General features: G+C 66.4%; 21 protein-coding genes. 12 read left to right on the forward strand and 9 right to left on the reverse strand.

The window, feature by feature from the left end; translation table 11 throughout:
* The first annotated feature begins 180 nt into the window (after window positions 1-180).
* Window positions 181-2,262, forward strand: a complete 2,082-nt coding sequence (locus tag PSEK12I1_RS0108410) for a carboxy terminal-processing peptidase (RefSeq protein WP_007162163.1) — start codon at window positions 181-183, stop codon at window positions 2,260-2,262.
* A 92-nt stretch (window positions 2,263-2,354) separates the two neighbouring features.
* Complete coding sequence (locus PSEK12I1_RS0108415; protein WP_027601264.1) at window positions 2,355-4,100, forward strand: bifunctional diguanylate cyclase/phosphodiesterase; 1,746 nt, start codon at window positions 2,355-2,357, stop codon at window positions 4,098-4,100.
* A 3-nt stretch (window positions 4,101-4,103) separates the two neighbouring features.
* On the opposite strand, the gene PSEK12I1_RS0108420 is transcribed toward PSEK12I1_RS0108415, so the two are convergent.
* From PSEK12I1_RS0108420 to PSEK12I1_RS0108430, 3 genes are all read right to left on the reverse strand, one after another.
* Complete coding sequence (locus PSEK12I1_RS0108420; RefSeq protein ID WP_007162161.1) at window positions 4,104-4,475, reverse strand: hypothetical protein; 372 nt, start codon at window positions 4,473-4,475, stop codon at window positions 4,104-4,106.
* A gap of 5 nt (window positions 4,476-4,480) precedes the next feature.
* A complete protein-coding gene (locus PSEK12I1_RS0108425; RefSeq protein WP_007162160.1) occupies window positions 4,481-4,945 on the reverse strand; it encodes a YkvA family protein in 465 nt (154 codons plus the stop codon).
* Between the two features lie 149 nt (window positions 4,946-5,094).
* Complete coding sequence (locus tag PSEK12I1_RS0108430) at window positions 5,095-5,868, reverse strand: FKBP-type peptidyl-prolyl cis-trans isomerase (RefSeq protein WP_017642777.1); 774 nt, start codon at window positions 5,866-5,868, stop codon at window positions 5,095-5,097.
* A 255-nt stretch (window positions 5,869-6,123) separates the two neighbouring features.
* On the opposite strand from PSEK12I1_RS0108430, the gene PSEK12I1_RS0108435 reads away from it, so the two are divergent.
* From PSEK12I1_RS0108435 to PSEK12I1_RS0108470, 8 genes are all read left to right on the forward strand, one after another.
* Window positions 6,124-6,414, forward strand: a complete 291-nt coding sequence (locus PSEK12I1_RS0108435) for a hypothetical protein (protein ID WP_007162158.1) — start codon at window positions 6,124-6,126, stop codon at window positions 6,412-6,414.
* A gap of 63 nt (window positions 6,415-6,477) precedes the next feature.
* Complete coding sequence (locus PSEK12I1_RS0108440; protein ID WP_007162157.1) at window positions 6,478-7,152, forward strand: ABC transporter ATP-binding protein; 675 nt, start codon at window positions 6,478-6,480, stop codon at window positions 7,150-7,152.
* On the forward strand, window positions 7,149-9,608 hold the full coding sequence (locus tag PSEK12I1_RS0108445; RefSeq protein WP_027601265.1) for an FtsX-like permease family protein: 2,460 nt from the start codon (window positions 7,149-7,151) through the stop codon (window positions 9,606-9,608). The genes PSEK12I1_RS0108440 and PSEK12I1_RS0108445 overlap by 4 nt, the downstream gene beginning before the upstream one ends.
* Complete coding sequence (locus tag PSEK12I1_RS0108450) at window positions 9,598-10,650, forward strand: lipocalin-like domain-containing protein (protein ID WP_027601266.1); 1,053 nt, start codon at window positions 9,598-9,600, stop codon at window positions 10,648-10,650. Before PSEK12I1_RS0108445 ends, PSEK12I1_RS0108450 begins: the two co-directional genes overlap by 11 nt.
* Window positions 10,651-10,775: 125 nt before the next feature.
* Window positions 10,776-11,087: a DUF6482 family protein gene (locus PSEK12I1_RS0108455; RefSeq protein WP_027601267.1), complete on the forward strand. Its 312-nt coding sequence runs from the start codon at window positions 10,776-10,778 to the stop codon at window positions 11,085-11,087.
* Window positions 11,088-11,246: 159 nt separating this feature from the next.
* The gene (locus PSEK12I1_RS0108460; RefSeq protein ID WP_007162146.1) at window positions 11,247-11,666 is read left to right on the forward strand and encodes a DUF4440 domain-containing protein; all 420 of its coding nucleotides are present in this window, start codon (window positions 11,247-11,249) and stop codon (window positions 11,664-11,666) included.
* A 143-nt stretch (window positions 11,667-11,809) separates the two neighbouring features.
* On the forward strand, window positions 11,810-12,835 hold the full coding sequence (locus PSEK12I1_RS0108465) for a TerC family protein (protein WP_027601268.1): 1,026 nt from the start codon (window positions 11,810-11,812) through the stop codon (window positions 12,833-12,835).
* Window positions 12,836-12,851: 16 nt separating this feature from the next.
* Window positions 12,852-13,139 carry a hypothetical protein gene (locus PSEK12I1_RS0108470; protein ID WP_027601269.1) on the forward strand — a complete coding sequence of 96 codons (288 nt, stop codon included), beginning with the start codon at window positions 12,852-12,854 and terminating at the stop codon, window positions 13,137-13,139.
* Window positions 13,140-13,555: 416 nt separating this feature from the next.
* On the opposite strand, the gene PSEK12I1_RS0108475 is transcribed toward PSEK12I1_RS0108470, so the two are convergent.
* Window positions 13,556-14,029, reverse strand: a complete 474-nt coding sequence (locus tag PSEK12I1_RS0108475; protein WP_027597652.1) for a GreA/GreB family elongation factor — start codon at window positions 14,027-14,029, stop codon at window positions 13,556-13,558.
* Window positions 14,030-14,170: 141 nt separating this feature from the next.
* On the opposite strand from PSEK12I1_RS0108475, the gene PSEK12I1_RS0108480 reads away from it, so the two are divergent.
* The gene (locus tag PSEK12I1_RS0108480) at window positions 14,171-15,004 is read left to right on the forward strand and encodes a DUF1206 domain-containing protein (protein WP_027601270.1); all 834 of its coding nucleotides are present in this window, start codon (window positions 14,171-14,173) and stop codon (window positions 15,002-15,004) included.
* On the opposite strand, the gene PSEK12I1_RS23615 is transcribed toward PSEK12I1_RS0108480, so the two are convergent.
* The 4 genes from PSEK12I1_RS23615 to PSEK12I1_RS0108500 form a co-directional block, all read right to left on the reverse strand.
* Entirely contained in the window at window positions 15,001-15,726 is a 726-nt protein-coding gene (locus PSEK12I1_RS23615) for a Mut7-C RNAse domain-containing protein (protein WP_037006830.1), read from the reverse strand. The genes PSEK12I1_RS0108480 and PSEK12I1_RS23615 overlap by 4 nt on opposite strands.
* A gap of 57 nt (window positions 15,727-15,783) precedes the next feature.
* Window positions 15,784-19,809: an ATP-dependent RNA helicase HrpA gene (gene hrpA, locus PSEK12I1_RS0108490; RefSeq protein ID WP_027601271.1), complete on the reverse strand. Its 4,026-nt coding sequence runs from the start codon at window positions 19,807-19,809 to the stop codon at window positions 15,784-15,786.
* Window positions 19,810-19,937: 128 nt separating this feature from the next.
* Window positions 19,938-20,717 carry an SGNH/GDSL hydrolase family protein gene (locus PSEK12I1_RS0108495; RefSeq protein WP_007162139.1) on the reverse strand — a complete coding sequence of 260 codons (780 nt, stop codon included), beginning with the start codon at window positions 20,715-20,717 and terminating at the stop codon, window positions 19,938-19,940.
* A gap of 152 nt (window positions 20,718-20,869) precedes the next feature.
* Entirely contained in the window at window positions 20,870-22,549 is a 1,680-nt protein-coding gene (locus tag PSEK12I1_RS0108500) for a long-chain fatty acid--CoA ligase (protein ID WP_007162138.1), read from the reverse strand.
* A 259-nt stretch (window positions 22,550-22,808) separates the two neighbouring features.
* Here PSEK12I1_RS0108500 and PSEK12I1_RS0108505 point away from each other — a divergent pair, with 259 nt between their 5' ends.
* A complete protein-coding gene (locus tag PSEK12I1_RS0108505; RefSeq protein ID WP_007162137.1) occupies window positions 22,809-23,279 on the forward strand; it encodes a MaoC family dehydratase in 471 nt (156 codons plus the stop codon).
* A gap of 15 nt (window positions 23,280-23,294) precedes the next feature.
* Here the strand turns inward: PSEK12I1_RS0108505 and PSEK12I1_RS0108510 are convergent, their stop codons facing one another.
* Window positions 23,295-23,870, reverse strand: coding sequence for a DUF1349 domain-containing protein (locus PSEK12I1_RS0108510; protein WP_027597649.1), 576 nt, complete (start codon window positions 23,868-23,870; stop codon window positions 23,295-23,297).
* Between the last annotated feature and the right edge of the window lie 42 nt (window positions 23,871-23,912).

Below are 23,912 nucleotides of genomic sequence, written 5' to 3' on the forward strand. Positions count from 1 at the left end.
GGGAGTCGAGCGGACCGGAAGACGCGGGGCTGTCACAGCCTTCCCCTCTGATCGCCGCTACCCTTAAGACCGCCGTCAGACGACTTTCGTCAGCGCCCGTCATACTTCCCCTGGCCGCGGAACCGCCCGGGCCGGGAAGGGCCTATAGCCTATTCCTTTCCGTGCATTAGTCGAATACACATGAAGCAGCTCTTGTCCCGTACCGCCCTCGTTGTCCTGCTTGGCGTCAGCGCAACGCCCCTCTTCGCCAAGCCCAACGCGCCGGTAGGCGCCGAGAAACTGCAACCCGATCGCGACCAGGTCATCGCCAGCCTCAACATCGTCGAGCTGCTCAAGCGGCACCACTACAGCAAGCCGCCGCTCAACGATGCCCAGTCGATCAAGATCTACGACAGCTATCTGAAGATGCTTGATCCCGGCCGGCTGTATTTCAATGCCGCCGACATTCGCGAATTCGACGCCTCGCGGACCCGCTTCGACGACTACCTCAAGCAGGGTAACCTCGAACCGGGCTTCGCCATCTACCGTCGTTATGCCCAGCGCATGACCGAGCGGCTGAACTACGGCCTGGGCCTGCTCAACGCCGGCATCGGCAAGCTCGACTTCACCGTCGACGAATCCTTCAACACCAATCGCGAGAAGGCGGCCTGGCCGGCGGACACCGCTGCGCTGGACGATCTCTGGCACCGCAAGCTCAAGGACGAGGTCCTGCGCCTGCGCCTGTCCGGCAAGACCGATCAGCAGATCCAGCAGCAGCTGACCAAGAGATACAAGAATCAACTGGCACGGCTCAACCAGACCCGCAGCGAAGACGTCTTCCAGACCTACATCAACGCCTTCGCCGAGTCCTACGACCCGCACACCCAGTATCTCTCCCCGGAAAGCGCGGAAAACTTCGACATCAACATGAGCCTGTCGCTGGAAGGCATCGGCGCAGTGTTGCAGAACGACAACGACTACGTGCAGATCCTGCGCCTGGTACCGGCCGGCCCGGCCGACAAGTCCAAGCAGATCGCGCCGGCGGACAAGATCGTCGGCGTCGCCCAGGGCGACGGCGAGATGGTCGACGTCATCGGCTGGCGGCTGGACGAGGTGGTCAAGCTGATCCGCGGACCCAAGGGCTCCAAGGTCCGCCTGGAGGTCATCCCGGCGAGCAATGCGCCGAACGACCAGAAGACCAAGATCGTCACCATCACCCGCGAAGCGGTCAAGCTCGAAGAGCAGGCGGCGCAGAAGCACGTGATCGACGTGCCCCACGAGGGCAAGCACTACAAGCTCGGCGTGATCGACGTGCCGGCCTTCTATCTGGACTTCAAGGCCTATCGCGCCGGCGACCCGAACTACAAGAGCACCACGCGTGACGTGAAGAAGCTCATCGGCGAGCTGCAGAAGGAAAAGGTCGATGGCATCGTCCTGGACCTGCGCAACAACGGCGGCGGCTCGCTGCAGGAAGCCACCGAACTGACCGGGCTGTTCATCGACCAGGGTCCCACCGTGCTGGTGCGCAATGGCGACGGCAAGGTCGAGGTGCTGGCCGACGACGAAGGCGGCGCCTTCTACAAGGGCCCGCTGACCGTGCTGGTCAATCGCCTGTCCGCCTCGGCCTCGGAGATCTTCGCCGGCGCCATGCAGGACTATCACCGGGCGCTGATCGTCGGCGGCCAGACCTTCGGCAAGGGCACCGTCCAGACCATCCAGCCGCTCAACCATGGCGAGCTGAAGCTGACCATCGCCAAGTTCTACCGCGTCTCCGGCCAGAGCACCCAGCACCAGGGTGTACTGCCGGACATCGACTATCCGGCGGTGGTGGACACCAAGCAGATCGGCGAGAGCGCCCTGCCCGACTCCATGCCCTGGGACACCATCGCCCCGGCGGTGACCGGTCTGAGCAATCCCTTCGCCAACTACCTGCCGGAACTGGTCAAGCGCCATGACGTGCGGGTGCAGAAGGATCCCGACTTCATCTTTGCCCGCGAGCGCCTGAAGCTGGCCCAGGAACTGGCGGCGGATACCACCGTCAGCCTCGACGAGAAGAAGCGCCGCGCCGAGCAGACCGCGCTGGACGAGCGCCAGCTGGCCATGGAAAACCAGCGTCGCAAGGGCAAGGGCGAAGCCCCGCTCAAGGAGCTGAAGAAGATCGACGAGGACAACCCGGCGATCGACGACGACAAGACCAAGCCGCAGGACGACGCCTATCTCATGGAGTCCGGCCATGTGCTGCTGGACTACCTGGACCTGAGCCAGACGCCGCCCAAGCGCTGACATCAAAACGTCACATCTCTGTCGTGAAATGCCCGGGGGTCGCCACCTGCGACCCCCGGGCATTTTCGTTTCCGGGTTCCTGCAGGCTTATCATGACGCTTAACGACCAGGCTGGGGTGTTGGATCGCATTCTCGCCAATCGCGAGTTGCATTCGCTCTTTCAACCCATAGTGTCCTTGAGCGAGCGACGCATCCTCGGCTACGAGGCGCTCATTCGCGGCGCCTCGAATACCCCGCTGCAATCCCCCCTGCCCCTCTATGCCACCGCCCGCCAGGCCGGTCGCCTGTCCGAACTGGAAATCGCCGCACGCCAGCAGTCCTGCCAGACCTTTCGCGAGCTGGCGCTGGATGGCCTGCTGTTTCTCAACGTCTGTCCGGAAACCCTGCTGGAACCGGCGCACCAGTCGGGCCAGACCCTCAAACTGCTGCAGCGCCTGGGTCTCTCCCCGGCGCAGGTGGTGATCGAGCTCACCGAGCAGGCGCCCATCGATGACTTCGCGCTGCTGGCCACCGCCCTGCACCACTACCGCGCCATGGGCTTTTCCATCGCCCTCGACGACCTGGGCGCCGGCTATTCCAGTCTCAGGCGCTGGTCGGAATTGCGCCCGGACTTCGTCAAGATCGATCGCCACTTCATCGAGTCCATCCACCGCGATGCGGTGAAGCGCGAATTCGTCGGCTCGATCCTGAAGATGGCCGAAGCCTCCCGCGCCCAGGTGATCGCCGAAGGCATCGAGACCCACGAAGAGCTCTCGACCCTGGCGAGCATGGGCGTGGATCTGGTCCAGGGCTATCTGCTGGGTCGACCGACCGCCGCCCCACCGCGCGAGATCCAGACCATGCTGCCGGTGATGGAAGTCCGCAGTTCCGAGCTTGCCGAAGAATCGACCACCGTTGCCAGTCTCAGGGTCGAGCAGGTCGCGGTCGGCCAGGACATGCTCATTCCCGAAGTGCTGGAGCGTTTCCGCCTGCAGCCGAGCCTCAACACCCTGGCGGTGGTGGACGAAGACGATCGCCCGGTGGGCATCGTCCACCATCACGAACTGAGTTCGGCGCTGCTCAAGCCCTTCGCCCACGAGGTGTTCGCGCGCAAGCCCATCGCCCGACTGATGAGCCAGGACTTCCTGGCGACCGAATCCGGCCAGTCACTGCAGCAGGTCAGCCGTCTGCTCACCGCCCGGGCACGCCAGCGCATCGAAGAGGATTTCATCATCACCGAAGGCGGTCGCTATGTCGGCGTCGGACGGGTGATGGACGTGCTGCGCCTGATTACCGAACAGCGCATCCAGCAGGCCAAGCATGCCAACCCCCTCACCCAGCTGCCCGGTAACGTGCCCATCCAGCAGTGCCTGACCCGGCTGCTGGATCAGCAGCGCGAAGCCGTGGTCTGCTACGTCGACATCGACGGCTTCAAGCCCTTCAACGACCTCTATGGCTACGCCAAGGGCGACGAGGTCTTGCTCTGCCTGGCGCAGACCCTGTCCGAGCGCCTGGATCCACAGCAGGACTTCGTCGGCCACATCGGCGGTGACGACTTCCTGGTGGTGCTGGGGTCGGCGGACTGGCGGCGGCGCCTCAATGGCCTGATGGCGGCCTTCCAGGAGCGCTGCCGACATTTCTATCGCAGCGAGCACCTGGAGGCCGGCTGTTTCCTGGCCTACGACAGGGACGGCCGCCGGCGCGAGTATCCGCTGCTGTCGCTGTCCCTGGGAGTGGTGGAACTGGACCGGGAGGCCGGCCAGCGGGTGGATGCCAGCGGGGTGGCGGCGCTGGCCTCGGAGGCTAAGCGCAATGCCAAGAGGGTGCCCGGCTACAGCCTGCACCTGATGCGGGCCTGACGCCTATTCCTGGCGATGGTCGGGGTAGCGGTGATCGAACACCCGGGTCACCTCGGCCGCATGCCAGCTGATGGCGTCAGTGACGGGCGGCGAACCTTCCAGGGCGCCCAGGCGCAGGGCACAGTCGAAGAAACCTTCACGGGGGATACGCGTCCCGCTCTGGCTGACCACCAGGGCACTGCGCAATGGCCGCCCCTCACGACGGTCGAGGGCTGCCAGATACTCTAGCGCCGTGGTCAGGGTCACCATCGCCGGCTGTGGCAGCCCCAGCCGTTCAATCACCGAGCGGTAGGTCAGGAGACTGCGGCTGCGCCGCGCGCTCTCCAGTTCATCCAGCAAGGCCAGCCAATGCTGGCGACTGATGCGTACGCTCAAATCGCTCAATCCCGCAACTGATCGAGGGCGACGCCGGGCGCCGGCCGCTCGTGCTTGTCGGGCAGGGCCGCCAGGGCCGCCTGCTGGCTCGCGGTGCGGTTGGCGCGCCAGGCCCGAAAGCCGTCCAGCTCATCGCTGCAGGCCTTGCCGACCCAGGCCAGCACGGCGAGGTCGTCGAACAGACCGAACATGGGCACCCAGTCGGGAATGAGATCGATGGGCAGCAGGAAGTAGACCAGACCGCCGGCGACGGTCAGCAGCGTCTTGCGACTCACGCCGCGGTATTCGCCTCGCCACCAGGCCAGCAACAGCTGATGGAACAGACTCAGGGTGTCGCGGGCCTCGCCCAGCTTGAGTCCGCGCTTGCTGGTCTTGCGCGCTACGCCGAGCAACAACGCGGGCAGGCGGCCACGGATCAGCAGGCGCTGGGCGATACCAAGGTAGCGATCAAAATTCTTCGGCGGCTTCATGGACACCTCGAGCAGGAGAGAGCATTGGCCAGAGACCCTTAAACCACAAGTCTTGCGCCCTTGCTTGGATCGCACCGCTGCGGCAGGGTTTCCCGCCGTCCAATGTAAAACGCCCTGCTAGGCAGGGCGTTCGGTACAAAGAGTGCGGCTTACTTCTTGGCCGGAGCCTTTTCGGCAGCGGCCGGCGCATCGGCAGCCGGAGCGGCCGGAGCGTCTTCGGCGTCCGCGGCAGCGGCGTCCTTGATGCCGAGCAGTTCCAGGTCGAACACCAGCACGGAATTGGCCGGGATCGCCGGGCTCGGGCTCTGGGCGCCGTAGGCCAGCTCGGAGGGGATGTACAGCTTGATCTTCTCGCCGACGTGCATCAGTTGCAGCGCCTCGACCCAACCCGGAATCACGCCGTTGACCGGCAGGTCGATCGGGGTGCCACGCTTGATGGAGCTGTCGAACACGGTGCCGTCGACCAGCTTGCCCTCGTAGTGCACGGTGACCACGTCGGTGGGCTTGGGCTGCGGGCCATCGGCCTTCTTGACCACTTCATACTGCAGGCCGGAAGCGGTGGTGATCACGCCAGGCTTCTTGCCGTTCTCTTCGAGAAACTTCTTGCCGGCCTTGGCGTTGTCTTCGCTGACCTTGGTCATCTTCTCTTCGGCGCGCTTCTGCAGGGCGGCGAAGGCTTCGGTCAGCTGCTGATCGGTCAGCTTCTGGTCCTTCTTGCCGACGGCGTCCTCGATACCCAGGGCGACGGCCTTGGGATCCAGGTCGTCGATGCCTTCCTGGGCCAGGCTCTTGCCCATGTTCAGGCCGATGCCGTAGGACGCCTTCTGGGCCGGGCTTTCCAGCTCGACCTTGGGCTTGGAGTCGCAGCCGCTCAGAACCAGACCCACCAGGGCCACCGCTGCTGCCAACCGATACTGTTTCATGTTGATTCCTTATCCGTGCGCATTGTGCGCGTTCAAATAACTGATCGAGCTTACAAGGAGACCTGCTCGCTTGCCATCGCCAGGCCTCTAAATGGCTGCAAAGGATAAGATTTCAAGCTTATGTCTGCCTGAACATCGCGTGAACGAGCGGCGGGCTATCCCTGCGACGTCTTGTCCGGGGTGCCCGGGCAGTGGCGACCGGCGCGAGTCCAGGCGCTAAACTAGCGCCTTCTTCAGAGCCTGCCAGAGACCTCCATGTTCGAGCCCAACGATCTGAATCGCCCACCTCTCGACCTCGCCCGCGAATCGCGCAAGGCCGGTGGCTACGGCCTGCTGTACTCGGTGCTGCTGGCGATCGGCATCCTGCTCTATCACCACTGGGTGCCCAGCGCCTTCCCCGGCAGCCTGCTGCAGATGTCCCTGGCACTGCCCATCATCCTGTTCGCCGGCAGCGCCGTGTACTACCTCACCATGGTGCGCAAGTGCGAGCGTCTGCAGCGCGAGGAAGACGAGAAGACCGGCAAGGGCAAGGCCAAGCGCCGCTAGCCGCGCTGAACGTCGCCGCCCCCGCCCGGTCGATTGCAGACCACGACCGGCGCTGGAGGCGCGATGCTGACCATCACCGATCTGCACAAGAGTTATCCGACGCCCCAGGGCCCGCTGCCGGTCCTGCGCGGCGTGGACCTCAGCCTGGCGCGGGGCGCGAGTCTGGCGCTCATGGGCGAATCCGGCAGTGGCAAGAGCACCCTGCTGCACCTGGTCGCCGGCCTCGACCGGCCTGACCGAGGCCACATCCAGGCCGCCGGCCAGGCACTCGACAGTCTCAACGAACGGGCCCTGGCCGCCTGGCGCCGCGAGGGCATCGGGCTGATCTTCCAGCAATTCAATCTGATCGCCAGCCTCACGGTGGCCGACAATCTCGCCTTCCAGGCGCGCCTGGCCGGGCGCCATGATCCGCGCTGGCAAGCCGAGCTGGCCGAGCGCCTGGGGCTGACCGCCCTGCTGGAGCGCTATCCGGAACAGCTTTCCGGCGGCCAGCAGCAGCGCGTGGCCCTGGGACGCGCCCTCGCCTCCCGGCCGCCCCTGCTGCTCGCCGACGAACCCACCGGCAATCTCGACGAAGCCAGTGGCGACCAAGCCCTGGCTCTGCTGCTGGAACTGGTCGCCGAGACCGGCAGCAGCCTGCTGATGGTGACCCACAGCGCGCGCATCGCCAGCCATCTGGATCGCACCCTACAACTGGAACGCGGGCGTCTCGGCGACGCAGCCGTGGGCCAGCCATGAGACTGCTCTACTGGAGTCTGCACAGCCTGGCCAGCCATTGGCGGCGTCATCCGCTGCAACTGGCCGGCCTCGTAGCCGGGCTATGGCTGGCGACGGCGCTGCTGATCGGGGTGCTGGCGCTCAATGCCCAGGCCCGCCAGAGCTATGCCCAGGCCAGCGCCTTCTTCGGTGCCGACCAGTCGAGTCTGGAAGCCCGTGACGGTAAACGCTTTCCCCAGGCGGTGTTCGTCGAATTGCGTCGTCAGGGCTGGCCGGTGTCGCCCGTCCTGCAGGGCCGCCTGACCCTGGCCGAGCGCGAGGGCGCCCTGCCGCTGCTGGGCATCGAGCCGGTCACCCTGCCCAGTGACCGGGGGGTGGCGGCCCGCGCTTCGCCCGAGGCCCTGTTCGACTTTCTCGGTCCGACTGGCACCACCTGGATCGCGCCGGAAACGCTGCGCGAATGGCGGCTCCAGGCCGGTGAAGTGCTGCACCGCGCCGATGGCCTGGCGCTACCACCGCTCCAGCCGCGCCCCGGCCTGGCGCCTGGCACCCTGGTCATGGACATCGGCCAGGCCCAGCGCCTGCTGGACGCACCGGACCAGCTCTCCCGACTGATCCTGCCAAAGACCTTTCAGCGCGCCTTGCCCACCCTGGACGGGGTCGACCTGCAACGGCTGGAGAACGACCAGGGCGCCGAACTGGACCGCCTGACCGACAGCTTCCACCTCAACCTGCTGGCGCTCGGCCTGCTGGCCTTCGCCGTCGGCCTGTTCATCGTCCATGCCGCGACCGGTCTGGCGCTTGAGCAACGCCGCGCCCTGCTGCGCACCCTGCGCGCCTGTGGTCTGTCGGCCGCGACCCTGGTGCTGGCGCTGACCCTGGAACTGGCACTGATCGCCCTGGTGGCGGGCGCCCTGGGAGTTGCCAGCGGCTATCTGCTGGCGGCGCTGCTGCTGCCCGACGTGGCGGCCAGCCTGCGCGGCCTCTATGGCGCCGAGATCGCCGGCAGCCTGACCCTGAGCCCGGCCTGGTGGCTGGCCGGCCTTGGCCTCAGCCTGGGCGGTGCCCTGCTGGCGGGTGCCGACGGCCTCTGGCGCGCGGCGCGGCTGCCGCTGCTGGCGCTGGCCCAGGGTGAGGCCTGGCGCGCCGCCCATGGCCGCTGGCTCCAGCGCCAGGCCCTGGGCGCCCTGCTGGTGGGGCTGGCGGCGCTGGGGCTGTGGCTGGGTGGCAACAGCCTGGCCAGCGGCCTGGCCCTGCTCGGTTGCCTGCTGCTGGCGGCGGCCCTGGCATTGCCGCCGCTGCTGAGCGCCCTGCTGGATCTGCTCCTCAAGCAGGCCCGGCGCCCGCTTTCACGCTGGTTCCTGGCCGACGCCCGCCAGCAGCTGCCCGGGCTGTCCCAGGCGCTGATGGCGCTGCTGCTGGCGCTGGCGGCCAATGTTGGCGCGGGCAGCATGACCGAAGGCTTCCGCCGCACCTTCGATGGCTGGCTCGACCAGCGCCTGGCCGCCGAACTCTACCTGCGCCCGCAGGATGCTACCCAGGCCGCGGCCCTGCTCGCCTGGCTACCCCAGCAATCCAGCGTCCGCGCGGTGCTCCCGGTGTACGAACTAGAGACCAGGATTGAAGGCCAGCCGTCCACCCTGAGCGGGGTGCTGGACGCTGACCTCTATCGCCAGCACTGGCCGCTGCTCGATGCCGGTGGCGACGCCTGGACGCCCTTCTTCGCCGGAGAGGGCGTGATGCTCAGCGAGCAACTGGCGCGCCGCCTGGGGGTGGCCAAAGGGCAGCGGGTGGAGCTGCAGGGCAGCCAGGGGCGCTGGTCCGCGCCGGTGCTCGCCACCTATGCCGACTATGGCAATCCGCGCGGCCATCTGCTGTTGTCCCAGGCGCGCCTGCGGGCGCTATGGCCAGATGCCGCCCTGGTGCGCATCGTCATCCGCATGGCGCCGGCGCAGGTAGAGGCCCTGCGCGGCGAGCTGCAACAGCGCTTCGGGCTGGACGCCAGTCATTCCATCGACCAGGGGCAGTTGCGGCGCTATGCCGACCAGGTCTTCGAGCGCACCTTCAGCGCCACCGCCGCGCTCAACGCCCTGACCCTGGCGGTGGCCGGTCTCGCCCTGTTCATCGCCCTGCTCGGCCAGGCGCAGCGGCGTCTCGGTCAGCTCGCGCCGCTCTGGGCGCTGGGCATCGAACGACCGCGGCTGATCCTGCTCAGCCTGGGGCAGCTGCTGGGGCTCGCCCTTCTCACCCTGGCCCTGGCCATGCCGCTGGGCATTCTCCTGGCCTGGTGCCTGGTAGCGGTGGTGAACGTCCAGGCCTTTGGCTGGCGACTGCCGCTGCAGGTCTTTCCAGGTCAGTTGCTGGCGCTTTCCGCCATTGCCCTGCTGGCTACCCTGTTGGCGGCCGCCTGGCCGCTGCTGCGGCTGCAACGCAGTCAACCGCTGGATCTGCTGCGAGAACTCGGCAATGAACGCTAGGGCCCTGCTGGTCGCACTCCTGCTGCTTACCGGTTGCGACCAGCAACCGGCTTCCGAAGGTTTCGCCGGCCTCGGCCAGGGCAGCGAGAATTTCGCCCCCGTCGTGCCCGGCAAGGTCTTCAGCTTTCCCGCCGATCACGGTGCTCATCCGGATTTCCGCATCGAATGGTGGTACGTCACCGCCAACCTCAGCGATGCCGAGGGTCATCACTACGGCGTGCAGTGGACGCTGTTCCGCAATGCCCTGCGGCCCGGCGCCGACCAGCCCGGATGGAGCAATGGCAACCTCTGGCTGGGCCACGCCGGCCTCACCACCGAGACCCGCCAGTTCTCTGCCCAGACCCAGGGTCGCGGCGGCATCGGCCAGGCCGGCGTGACGGCCGCGCCCTTCGCCGCCTGGATAGACGATTGGCGCCTCGCGGGCGACCTGGCCGGTCGGGCGCAGGTCCAGGCACGAGGCCCGGGCTTCGCCTATCGGCTGGAGCTCGCCGCCACCGGCCCGCTGGTGCTCCAGGGCGAAGGCGGGGTCAGCCGCAAGTCCGCCAGCGGCCAGGCGTCCTACTACTACAGTCAGCCCTTCTTCCAGGCCCAGGGCGAATTGGAGATCGAAGGACGGCGCGTGCCGGTCAAGGGCCTGGCCTGGCTGGATCGCGAATGGAGCAGCCAGCACCTGGCCGCCGACCAACTGGGCTGGGACTGGTTTTCCCTGCACCTGGACGACGGTCGCCAGCTGATGCTCTATCGCCTGCGCCAGGCCGACGGCCAGCATTATCTGTTCGGCAATTTGATCGCTGCCGATGGCCACAACCAGCCGCTGCATCCCGGCGATATCCGCCTGGCGCCAGAGTCCACCCACAGGGTCGCCGGCCGCGAGGTGCCGGTACGCTGGTCCATCACCCTGCCGGGGCAGCAGCTCGAACTGCATATCGCGGCAGTCAATCCCGATGCCTGGATGGCCCTGGGCACGCCCTACTGGGAAGGTCCGGTCAGGGTGGAGGGCAGCGCCAGGGGGATGGGCTACCTGGAAATGACGGGGTACTGACAAGAGCGGAGAGACACCTCCCGGACGCATCTCACTCCGGAACTCCCGGCCCCGCTCCCGCCTCGAATCCTTACCTACTCCTGCCGCTGCGCAGGGCTCGTTAGCGTGATAACCGAGGTGTGTCGATGAATGTCAAAGAGCTGAATCAGCAGGTCAAGGCCGGCGCGGTCAAGGAAGTCAATCTGGTGTCCATGGAAGGCGGCTCCTACGTCATCCATGCGCTGGTGGAAGGCACCTCGGTCCCCGTCGCCGATGACAAGGGCGCCACCCTGCACGTGGCCTCGGTGGAAGAAGCCCGGCGCATCCTCGATGACGTCAAGGACGTGCGCCTGTTCATCGCCCAGCCGGCGGTCTATGAAGAGATGGTCGGCCAGCCGGTGAGCCAGACCGATTCGCGCGAAGAGATCCCGCTGCGGTCGAAGGTCGAGAATCGCTGATCCACCTCGCCCCCGCCGTCGCCGGCAACCGGCGGCGACACCTCCGTGCCCCGGACGCCTCGCGCAGGCGTCACCCTCGAGCGATAGGTCGCCACAGCGCAACCACCCGGGATTGATTGTTATATTATAACAGTCACCTATCAGCCCGAGGATTCCGTCATGTCGATCGCCGCTCCTGCCCGCTCCAACGAAGAGATCGCCTGCCTGGCCGGCGCCAAGGCCGCGCTGTACACCTGGGCCGCGACCGTTGCCACCCGCGACGTGGAGGCCATCCTTGCGCTCTATGCCGCGGACGCCATCCTGGTGCCCACGCTCTCCAACGAGGTACGCGACAACGAGGAAAGCCGCCGCGAATACTTCCGCAACTTCCTCGCCAACGACGGGCTGGTGTGCGACGTCCAGATCTTCAAGAAAAGGGTCAGCAGCAAGCTCGGCACCGTGGTGGTCGGCGGGCTCTATGTCTTCCACTATCGGGAAGGCGAGCAGGCCATCAGCGTGCCCGCGCGCTTCCTCTTCACCTTCGAGCAGATCGACGGCCGCTGGCTGATCACCGGCCACCACTCCTCCCGAGAAGCCTGAGCTAGAGCGGTTGCATTTTGTAAAACTGCAATCCTTGCCGAATGTGCGCGAGTTCGAAATCCTGTTCTGGTGACCCGGGCCCCTCTGACGGCGTGTGCCGCCATGTCGAGTCATAGTCTTGAAACTTGACTAAGGAGGGGCTCATGAACGCCCTGCATGCATTCTTCTTCGCCGACTTCCTCGGCACCGCCACCTGGATGTGGCTGACCTTCTTCGCCGTCGTCATCGCCCTGCTGGCCTTCGACCTGGGTGTGCTCCACAAGGAGAACAAGCCCATCGAGGTCAAGGAAAGCCTGCTGCTGTCCGCCGGCTACATCAGTGCGGGTCTGCTGTTCGCCCTCTTCGTCTGGCAGCTCAAGGGCGCCGACGCCAGTCTCGACTACGTCACCGGCTTCCTGATCGAGAAGTCGCTGTCCATGGACAACGTCTTCCTGATGGCGGTGATCTTCGGCTTCTTCGCCATCCCCCGCGAGTACCAGCACCGGGTGCTGTTCTGGGGCATCCTCGGGGTGATCGTGCTGCGCGCCATCATGATCGGCCTGGGCGCGGCCCTCATCCACCAGTTCGACTGGATCCTCTATATCTTCGGCGCCTTCCTGGTGATCACCGGGGTCAAGATGCTGTTCGCCAAGGTGGATGAAGAGCCCAACCTCGACGACAACGTCTTCATCAAATTCCTGCGCAAGAAAATGCGGGTGACCGATGAGCTGCATGGCGATCATTTCTTCGTGCGCCAGCCCGATGCCAGTGGCAAGGCGGTGCTCTGGGCGACCCCGATGTTCCTGGCGCTGATCGTGATCGAGTGCGCCGACCTGGTGTTCGCGGTGGACAGCGTGCCGGCGATCTTCGCCATCACCCAGGACCCCTTCATCGTCTACACCTCCAACGTCTTCGCCATCCTGGGCCTGCGCGCGCTGTACTTCGCCCTGGCGGCGATGATCCATCGCTTCGCCTACCTCAAGTACGCCCTGGCGCTGGTGCTGGTGTTCATCGGCTGCAAGATCTTCCTGGTGGGCATCATCGGCAAGATTCCGCCGGCGATCTCCCTGAGCGTGACCCTGGGCCTGCTGGCCGGTGGCGTGCTGGTCTCGCTGTACAAGACCCGCGGCGAAGCCAAGCACAGCGCCGCCGGTCATGAGCCGCGCGATTCGCTGAAGCGGCCTTCATAACAAGGAGCGGACGAACATGAGCACCAAAGCCATCCTCGGACTCGCCGGCATCCTGCTGCTGCTCGGCCTCGGCGGCTGCGACAGCGCCGAGAAGGCAGCGGACAGCTTCGCCACCAAGGTGGAAGAAGCCGCCCGCGAACAGGCCCGGGAAACCCTGGGCGGAACCCTCGACGAGCTGAACAGGAAGGTCGACGAAGCTCAGCAGCAGAGCCGCGCCTGGCTGGATCAGCACCGGCCGAAGCAGGAAAAGGAAGAAGCCGCACCGCCCAGAGCCAACCGGTCGGTGGAAGGGGTGGAGACCTGAGAGAGGGATTGCCCTGGCGGCAATCCTGAAATCACGGCAGACCTCATCGTCCCTTGATCGCGGCCATGGCGGTCCGCCGATGCGGCCGCTCCGACGGCCAACCTGAATGGTTGGAGCACTGTCCTAATGGCACAAAATGGTCGACGCCCTGAAGCGAGATCGGTAGGAGCGGCCCACGGCCGCGATCATCATCAACGGCGTCTCATGGCGTCGTAGCGTGGAAAACGGCGTAGCCTTTTCCACTGGGGCTTAGTGGAAGGACACCCTCACCCCAACCCTCTGCCGAGAGGAGAGAAGCTATCCGAGCGGGCATTCATCTCCATTGGGCCCAGCAAGCCTCCGATCCGCCGTCATTGCCCAGTCCATGGGAGCGGACCAAGGCCACGACGGAGATAGGACATTACCTCTGCCCTACGCTAATACACCGCCAGAATCTCCTGCCGGTGCACCTTGCCTTCAACGGTCACCGCCACCTCGTCGCCCTCCTCCCGCCCGAGCAATGCCTGACCGAGGGGCGCGCGCGGGGAGATCACCAGCACCTCCTGACCATCCAGCCTGACCTTGAGTCCCGCCGCATCCGGGCCGAGGAACAGCCAGCGGCTGGCCGTGGCGGTAGTGAGTTCGATCAGGGCGCCGACGCGGACACCGTCGCTCATGGCCACGGGTGTCAGCGCGCGGTAGGCGGCCAGGGCCAGCTCGATCTCGTGCAGACGGCGGCGTTGGCCATCGGCCAGGTAGGCCGCTTCCAGACCGCGGGTGTCGTACTTGTTCTCGGCCTTGCTTTCGCTGTGGGTGGCCGCTTCATGGCTGGCCGCCAATTGCTGGCTGATGACCTCGCGGTCGGCTTCCAGCGCCTGGAGAATGAGGGTGAGCAGTCGAGCTTTGTCCATGAAACTGTCGCCGAGGCAAAGGGTGCGAGCCTAAGGCCTAACGCCGCGTCCCGCCAGCATCCCCGGTGCGCCTGTCCGCCCGCCAGAACCCGTACGCGGGCCGCCGGTCAGTACAAGGCAGGATGTAACAGGACATAACAGATGCGCACCCGTACCGGACTCACTCTCCTGGCCCGATGCGGCTATGCCGCCCGCGGTCTCGTCTATCTCATCATCGGCGTGCTGGCGCTGCTGGCCGCACGCGGCTCCGGCCAGCCGGCGGACAGCCATGACAGCCTCGAAGCCCTGCTCGCCCAGCCCTTCGGCCACTTCCTGGTCGGCCTGGTGGTGGTCGGCCTGGTCGCCTTCGCGGCCTGGCGCATCCTCCAGGCCATCCGCGATGTGGATGACCATGGCAGCAAGCCCAAGGGCCTGGTGATCCGCGCCGGCCTGCTGGTGGGTGGCATCACCTATGGTGCCCTGGCCTTCTTCGCCCTGGGCCTGCTGGTCAGTGGTCTGCGCCAGGGCGGTGGCTCGGGTGGGGAAACCAACGACCTACTGCAGACGCTCCTCGGTTGGCGCTATTCCAACCTGCTGGTGTACGTCGCTGCGCTGATTCCGCTGGGCGTGGGCCTTGCCCATTTCGTGAAGGGCTGGAAGGCCAGCTTCGAGCGTTATCTCGAAGCCAGTCCGGAGCAGCTGCGATTGATCCGGCCCATCGGCCGCTTCGGGCTGATCGCCCGGGGCGTGGCCTTCGTCGAGATCGCCGTCCTGCTGGTGGTCAGCGGCTCGCGCTATCAGGCGCTGCATCCGCCGGGCATGAAGGACGCCCTGAACGGCCTGCAGAATCTGCCCTTTGGCGGACTGGTGCTGTCCGTGGTCGGCCTCGGCCTGATCGCCTTCGCCTGCTACAGCTTCGCGGAAGCCTGGTGGCGGCGCATCGAGATGGACCTGCCGGACGTGGGTGGCTCGCTGCGCCAGGTATTGCCGCGTTAGACCAGCGCCAGCCGCTCGCGCATGGCGCGCCAGTGGCTGCCTTCCCAGAATAGCTTGTCGCAGTGCGCACAGTGCAGGAAATGCCAGTGGCGTTCCCGCACGCGCGGAGGCAGGCGGTCGGCGACCTCTGCCAGGCTGACCGCCTGCAGACTCGAGTTGCAGGCCAGACAGCGCGAAAAGGGCAACGCCCAGGGACGCAGACCCAGGCGCTGGTAGAGCTCCTGCAGCTGCGCCTCCGGACGCAGGGCATGCACATAGCAGCCATGCAGCACCTGCCGTCGCTTGAGCAATTCACGATCCCGGGTGAGCAGGATACGTTCCTCGCGCCGGGCGAGATCGGCCAGGGCCGGATCGGCATAGGCGTTGTCGTACAGGGTATCGAAGCCCGCCATGCGCAGACGCCGCGCCAGCGCGCCGAGGTGTGCATCGGCGACAAAGCGCGGACGCCCTGTCCCTGGATGACCAAGCGCGGATTCGCCTGAGCTCTCGGCCTGCGCCGGATGAACGATGACCTCATCGCCGTCGTCCAGTCGCTGCGTCAGCGCAGCCGCCTCGCCGTTGATCAGCAGCAGACCCACCTCGGTATGGGGCACACCGAGGGCTTCGATCTGATGCTTGACGCTCGCCACCGCGGCGCATTCGACCCGGATCACCCGGCCGCGACGGGTCGGGGCCAGAAAGCGTTCGAGGGCGCCGTGGAAGCGAAAGCTGGCCTGGGTCATGGCCTCACTATGCCAGCGGCCGACCCGGGCCTGGGAGGGTTCCGATGGATGACCGCGCTAGGCCTCCACCAGACTCCACTGCTTGTTCAATCGCTTGTCCGACACCGGCATCCGCGTGCCCAGCTGCTGGGCCCAGAGGGATACGCGGTATTCCTCCAGCATCCAGCGATAGAGCTCCAGATTGGCGTCGCGCTTGCCCTCCTGGCCATGCTTGGCGGCGCGGGCGCGATACTGCTCCCAGAGCCCGGCCAGCTCCCCGCTCCAGACGCGATCGCGCTGCACCTGGCTGCCGAGCTTGTCAAAGCGCTGCTCGATGGCCTTCAGATAGCGCGGATACTCCTTGAGCCATTCCAGCGGCGTATCCCGGACGAAACCGGGATAGACCAGGCTGGACAGTTGCGCCTTGATGTCGTTCAGCGCCACCGCCTGGGCCAGGTCGATGCGACCCTTGAATTTCTTCTGCAGGCCATGCCAGAGCTTGAGGATTTCCAGGGTCAGGCGCGCGATCCGTTCGGCCTGCTCGGTCCAGCCGCCCTTGCGCCGCTCGGCCAGTGAAGCCAGGCCGGCGCCATCGCGGGGCAGCTCGGCGTCGTCGGCGAGGATGGCCGCGTCCAGACTGGCCAGCAGGATGTCTTCCACTAGCGCCTCCGGCCGACCCAGTTCGCGGTGCAGCAGGCCCAACTCGGTGAGGCCGGGCAACTTGCCGCGCAGGAACTTGGCCTGCTCCGCCAGTTGCTGCAGCAGCAGTCGCTGCAGGGCGCGGCGATGCTGGTAGCGCGCTTCGGCCTGGGTGGCGAAGCGGCCTTCGCGCACCGTGCCCTGCTCGTCCACCAGCGCCGGATAGACCGTCATGGAAAGGCCGGCCACCTGCTGCTGGGTCTTGGCCGCCACTTCGGCGAAGGCCTCGGCCTCCACCGGGCGCTGCTCCTGGCGTTTCTGCGTCGGCAGGGCCAGCGCTGCCTGGCTCTCCTGGGCGAAGCGCGCCGTCACCTCGGCCAGGTCGCGGCCTTCGCCCAGCGGCTTGCCCTGGGCATCGACGACTTCCAGGTTCATACGCAGATGGGGATCGAGACCCGCCTCGGCTTCCGGCCAGGCCTCGTCGGGAATACGGGCGCCGGTCATGCGCTGCAATTCGCGCCCCAGGGCCTCGTGTAGCGAGCCCTCGCCGAAGGGGATCTTGTCCAACGCCGCGCGAACGAAATCCGGTACCGGCACGAAGTTCTTGCGCAGCGCCTTGGGCAGGTTGCGCACCAGGGCCACGCAGCGGTCGTAGAGCAATCCCGGCACCAGCCAGTCGAGCCGCTGCGGCGGCAGCTGCGGCAACAGCGGCGCCGGCACTCGCAGGGTGACGCCATCGCGCGGATGGGTCGGGTCGAATTCGTAGGACAGCGGCAGCGTCAGCTCGCCCAGGCGCAGGGTGTCCGGATACTGGGCAGCGGTCACCTCGCTGGCTTCGCGGGCGAGGACGTCTTCCTCGCGCATGATCAGCAGATCGGGCTGCTTGGCGCTTTCGCGGCGATACCAGCTGTCGAAGGTGGCGGTCTGGTAGACGTCCGCCGGCAGACGCGCAGCATAGTAGTCGAACAGCGTTTCCTCATCGGCGAGGATGTCGCGGCGGCGGGCCTTGGCTTCCAGTTCGTCCAGCCGCTCCAGCAGCGCCCGGTTGGCGGCCAGGCACTTGGCGCGGCTGTTGATCTCGCCGCGCACCAGGCCTTCGCGGATGAACAGCTCGCGGGCGGCAGGCGGATCTATGGGGCCGAAGTGCACCGGGCGGCGGCCGACCACGATCAGGCCATAGAGCGTGACCTGCTCATAGGCCACCACCTGGCCGCGCTTCTTCTCCCAGTGGGGCTCCAGGTGCGTCTTCTTGACCAGGTGGCCCGCCACCGGCTCGATCCAGTCCGGTTCGATCTTGGCCACCATACGGGCGAACAGCTTGGTGGTCTCCACCAGCTCCGCGGCCATGATCCAGTTGGGTTTCTTGCGGCCGATGACGCTGCTGGGATGGATCCAGAAGCGCCGCTGGCGCGCGCCCAGGTAGTCGCCGTCCTCGCTCTTCTGGCCGATCTGGCTGAGCAGGCCGGCGAGAATGGCCTTGTGCAGCGCCGCATAGCCGCGGGCGCGTACCGCCGCCTCGCTGGCTTCGGCCTGTTGCTGGGCCTTGGCGTTGACGTGCTTGTCGGTGGTCGGCGCAGGTCGGTTGCCGACTTCCGCCGGTGCCGGCGCCGGACTGTCGGCCTTGCGCGCCTGGAGCCCCAGTTCGCGGCACAGCAGGGTCAGCTGGCGATGGGCATCGCGCCACTCGCGCAGCCGCAGGTAGTTGAGGAAGTGCTTGCGGCACCAGCTGCGCAGGGCGTTGGAGCCCAGCGCCTGGCGCTGCTCTTCGAAGCCGTGCCAGAGATTGACCAGGGCGGCGAAGTCGGAATCCGGGTCCTTCCACTGGGCATGGGCCTGATCGGCCTGGGTCTGGCGGTCAGCTGGGCGCTCGCGCGGGTCCTGCACCGACAGGGCGCTGGTGACGATCAGCACCTCGGCGAGACTGCCCTGCTCGGTCGCTTCGAGCAGCATGCGGCCGAGGCGCGGATCGACGGGCAGGCGCGCCAGTTGCCGCCCCAGGGGCAGCAGGCGCCCCTCGACGTCCACCGCCGAGAGTTCCTGCAACAGGGTGAAGCCGTCCTTGATCGCCTTGCCATCCGGCGGCTCGATAAAGGGGAAGTCTTCGATGCGACCCAGGCGCAGATGCAGCATCTGCAGGATCACCGCCGCCAGGTTGGTGCGCAGGATCTCCGGATCGGTAAAGGTCGGTCGACCGAGGAAATCCTCTTCGCTGTAGAGGCGGATGCAGATGCCCGGCTCGACCCGGCCGCAGCGGCCCTTGCGCTGGTTGGCACTGGCCTGGGAGATGGCTTCGATGGGCAGGCGCTGGACCTTGGCTCTATAGCTGTAGCGACTGATGCGCGCGGTGCCGCTGTCGATCACGTAGCGGATGCCCGGCACGGTCAGCGAGGTCTCGGCGACGTTGGTGGCCAGCACGATCTTGCGCCCCGGACGCGGCTGGAAGATCTTCTGCTGCTCGGCCGGCGTCAGGCGCGCATAGAGCGGCAGCACCTCGGTGAATTTCAGCTGGGCCTTGCGCAGGACCTCGGCGCAGTCGCGGATCTCGCGCTCGCCGGGCAGGAACACCAGGACATCGCCCGGACGCTGACCGACGCTGCGCTCATGGGCCTCGATCTCGTCCAGTGCCTGGAGGATGCCCTGGTCCACCGAGAGATCGTCCACCAGGCGCTCGCCGTCTTCGTCCACCTCGGCGCTGAGGGGGCGATACCAGGTCTCCACCGGATAGGTCCGCCCGGACACCTCGACGATGGGCGCGCCGTCGAAGTGCCGGGAGAAGCGCTCCAGGTCGATGGTGGCCGAGGTGATGATCAGCTTGAGATCGGGGCGACGCGGCAGCAGGGTCTTGAGAAAGCCCAGCAGGAAGTCGATGTTGAGACTGCGCTCGTGGGCCTCGTCGACGATGATGGTGTCGTAGCGTTCGAGAAAGCGGTCGTGCTGGGTCTCGGCCAGCAGGATGCCGTCGGTCATCAGCTTGATCAGGGTGGCATCGGTGCTCTGATCCTCGAACCGCACCTGATAGCCGACCAGTTCGCCCAGCGGCGAACCCAGTTCCTCCGCCACCCGGGCGCCCACGCTGCGCGCAGCCAGCCGGCGCGGCTGGGTGTGGCCGATCAGCCCCTGCACACCCCTGCCCAATTCCAGACAGATCTTGGGCAGCTGGGTGGTCTTGCCCGAACCGGTCTCACCGGCGATCACCACCACCTGGTGGCCGGCGATGGCGCGCTTGATCTCCTCGCGCTTGGCGGCGATCGGCAGGGCGTCGTCGTAACGGATGGTCGGCACGCTGGCACGCCGCGCCTCGACCTTGGCGCAGGACGCCTGGAAACGCTCCAGCCACTGGGCTTCGCGGGCCGGATCAGGCTGTTTCTGCAGGGCCTGGAGCTGGCGCCTCAGGCGATGGCGATCGGCGTTGAAGGCCTGATCCAGGTTGGCGGCGAGACGGGCAACGGAGGGGGTATCGGTCATGAAACTCTTTCGACGGCGGTCGCTTGGACCGGTAAGTGTAAAAGAGTTGGGGGGTGCGGCGGGGCTTTACAAGAACGGCGGGCGGAAAACCGCTGCGCGGCCGGACGGCGCGCAGCGGCGGAACGGACTCAGCGCTTGGCCTGGACGCTGGCTACGTTCAGCTTGGCCGGCGGCGTGCGTAGGGCCATGTCCAGCGACTGTAGGGCCTTCCAGGCGTCCTGTTGCAGATCGGCGGGATCGGCATGATCGAACTTGATCTTTTCGCCGGCGGCCGGCAGCGGCGGACGGGTGCCGTAGATCAGGGCATAGAAGACCGAGGCGGTCAGGTAGGTACCGGTAAAGGACGGGTGGCTGCCATCGGGCAGGAACAGACCCGGTTGCGGCTGATCAGCCAGGGCCTTCTGCCAGGCCTGGCCCACCGGGGCCAGCAGCGCGCCGGTTTCCTTGGCCAGGGGGGTGTAGACGCTGTCCAGCTGCGCCTGCATGGTCGGGTTGTTCTGCCGGGCCCAGGTCAGGTAGAGGATCGGCTGGGCACCGTCCTTGCGCGCCAGGTCGGCGATCAGGCGCACGTACTGACGGGTCAGGTCCGGATTTTTCACCGGCATCATGCTGTGGTCCTGGATCACCACGTAGTCGTAGTTGGCCTTGGCCAGCTCGTCCTGCACGTCGTGGCGCTTCCAGTGTTCCTCGAGGCTGGCGCCGCTGAAGGTCACATGCTTGACGTCCAGCGGGCGCGACTGACCGGCGTCAACGGACATTTGACGGACCATCGCCGGCAGATCGTTGACGAAGGTGTAGCTGTTGCCCACGAACAGGACGCGGATGGGTTCACCGGCCTGGACCTGACCGAGCACGCTGGAGCCCAGCAGGAAGAGGCCCAGCACGGCCTGGCGTACGCTAATTCGCATGGTGTGTCCTCAAGGAAAGAGGTCGGAGAGGTGACAGCAAAATGCCGCCTGCGGTTTATACCCGAACCTCTTGCGAAAACCATGCTTGGAAACCGGTGGCACCGCTACCAGTCGACGAGAGGTAGCGGCGCGGGGGACATAGTGAAGTCCTGTTACGCCTTCTTGAGTTCGGCGTCACGCAGTTCGCGACGCAAGATCTTGCCAACGTTGGTGGTCGGCAGGCTGTCGCGGAATTCCACCAGCTTGGGTCGCTTGTAGCCGGTGACGTTGTCGTGCATGTGCTTGAGCACCTGCTCGGTGGTGAGGGATGCACCGGGCTTGGGCACCACGAACACCTTGATCTTCTCCCCCGCCACCTCGTCGGGGATGCCGATGGCCGCGCACTGCAGCACCCCCGGCAACTGGGAGAGCACCTCTTCCAGCTCGTTGGGATAGACGTTGAAGCCGGACACCAGGATCATGTCCTTCTTGCGATCGACGATGCGCAGATAACCATCCGGCTCGATCACGGCGATGTCGCCGGTGCGCAGCCAGCCCTCGGCGTCCAGCACCTCGGCGGTGGCCTCGGGACGCAGCCAGTAGCCCTTCATGACCTGGGGGCCCTTGACGCACAGTTCGCCGGGGGTATCGAAGCCCTGGGCCACGCCATCGGCATCCACCACCTTGCAGTCGGTGCCCGGCACCGGCACGCCGATGGTACCCAGCCGGCGCCGCTCCAGCGGATTGAAGCTCACCACCGGACTGGTCTCGGTCATGCCATAGCCTTCGCAGATGCCGCAGCCGGTCACCTCTTCCCAGCGCAGGGCCACGGATTGCTGCAGCGCCATGCCACCGGAAAAGGTCACCTTGAGCTGGGAGAAATCCAGCTGGCGGAAATCCTCGTTGTTGCACAGGGCGGCGAACAGGGTGTTGAGGCCGACGAAGCCGTTGAAGCGCCACTGCCGCAGTTCCTTGACCAGCGCCGGCAGGTCGCGCGGATTGGTGATCAGGACGTTGTGGTTGCCCTGGATCAGCATGGCCATGCAGTGAATGGTGAAGGCATAGATGTGATAGAGCGGCAGCGGCGCGATCATCACCTGGGCACCGCCGCCCAGGTACTTGGTCATCAGCACCTGGCACTGCAGCATGTTGGCCACCAGATTGCGGTGGGTCAGCATGGCGCCCTTGGCGATGCCAGTGGTGCCGCCGGTGTACTGCAGCACGGCGACGTCCTCGGCCGCCGGGTCGGCGTCGACGAAATCGACGTGCTCGCCCTTGGTCATGGCATCGACGAAGCGGATGGAATGGGGAATGCGATAGGCCGGCACCATCTTTTTGACGTGGCGGACCACGGCGTTGACCAGCAGGCGCTTGAAGGTCGGCAGCAGGTCGCCGACCTCGGTGATGATGACGTGCCGGATGTCGGTCTGCGGCAGCACCTGTTCGGCCAGGTGCGCCATGTTGGCCAGGCAGACCAGCGCCCGGGCGCCGGAATCCTTGAACTGGTGCTGCATCTCGCGGGCGGTGTACAGCGGGTTGGTGTTGACCACCACCAGGCCGGCACGCATGGCGCCAAAGACCACCACCGGATACTGCAGCACATTGGGCATCTGCACGGCGATGCGATCGCCGGGTTGCAGGTCGGTATGCTTTTGCAGGTAGGCGGCGAACTGACCGGACAGCTCATAGAGTTCGCGGTAGCTCAGGGTGCGGCCCAGGTTGCTGAACGCCGGGCGCTCGGCGTAGGTCTGGCAGGCCTCGCGGAATACCGCCAGGACGTTGCGATAACGGTCCAGGTCTATGTCTGTCTGGATGCCCTCGGGATATTTGTCACTCCAGAAATTCGGCATCATGCAGCCCGCTCCCGCTCTATGGTTATTGTTCGTTGGAGTGCCGTGATCAGCGCTGAACCGGCCCTGCGAGCCTAGCAGCTTTGCCCTGCCCGCAACAGCATCAATATCCGCCCTGAACGTCACCTAATGACCAGATGGTCACTTATGGTCACCTTCTCCCGGGGCTTTTCCGGGCGTCGATTAGCCTCGGGCGGCGAGCCTGGGTAGAATGCCCGGCTTCGCGGCGTCCGCCGCCTTGTCACAGCTGCCGGAGCGCGTCATGAGCCTGACCGAAAACATCCCTTATGAAGCCCTCGAGATCGGCCAGAAGGTGACCGTGACCCGCACCATCGAGCAGCGCGATGTGCTGCTGTTCGCCGCCCTCTCCGGGGACTGCAACCCGCTGCACCTGGACGCCGAATTCGCCGCCAAGACGCTGTTTCGCGAGCCCATCGCCCACGGCATGCTCAGTGGCGCCCTGATCAGCGCCGCGGTGGCATGCAACCTGCCGGGCCCGGGCACCCTCTATGTCGACCAGACCATGACCTTCGAGAAGCCGGTCAAGCTGGGCGATACCCTGACGGTGGAAATCGAGGTGCTGGAAAAGCTGCCGAAGTTTCGCGTGAACCTGGCCACCCGGGTGTTCAACCAGCACGGCGACAAGGTCGTCGACGGGGTCGCCAAGGTGGTCGCCCCGCGCAAGCCGGTGCAGGTGCAGCAGGTCGAACTGCCCCCCGTCACCGTCGGCTGAGTCGCCCTCCCCGCCTCAACTCAGATCGGCCAAGCCTCGCTGCAGCGGGGCCTGCAGACTGAAGTCGCTGAACGCCACCTCCATGCCACCCCGCTCCGGGGTGCCACAGACCGGGCCGACCCGGTACTCGGCGGCGACGGGCAGGCTGGCCAGGCGCAGCAGCGGCCAGCGCTGACCGTCGAGCGAGGCCTGGACCCGCAGGGTACCCTGGGTCAGGGTAATCCTCAGCCACAGCTCTTCGCGCTCGCCCAGCGGTGCGCCTACGGCCAGATCCGAGCGTCCCAGGGTCAGGACGCTGAGCAATTGCGGGGTATCATCGAAGTAGCCGATGCCGGCCCGCAGCCAGTGCTGCTCGTCGATCCGCACCATCAAGCCGGCATGGTCGCCCTGGTTCTTGCAGCGCGCAGCCACCCGCAGCTGGGCGGTGAAGCCGCTGGTAACCCGGGCGCCGAAGAAGTGGCCACTGTGGCGCTCGCCGCCGTCGTGGGTGTGGTTCCAGAAGTCACTGTGGCGATCGGTGATGACCCGCAGCCGCTCGGGCTCGGCCAGCCAGGTTTCAGGCTCGTTGATCCAGTGGCAGATGTCGAACATGGGGCTCTCCTCGCGTGCTCGCGCTTGGAGTCCCGCCTGCCC

This window comes from Pseudomonas sp. MOIL14HWK12:I1 (assembly GCF_000510705.1).
GTDB classification, from domain to species: domain Bacteria; phylum Pseudomonadota; class Gammaproteobacteria; order Pseudomonadales; family Pseudomonadaceae; genus Chryseomonas; species Chryseomonas oryzihabitans.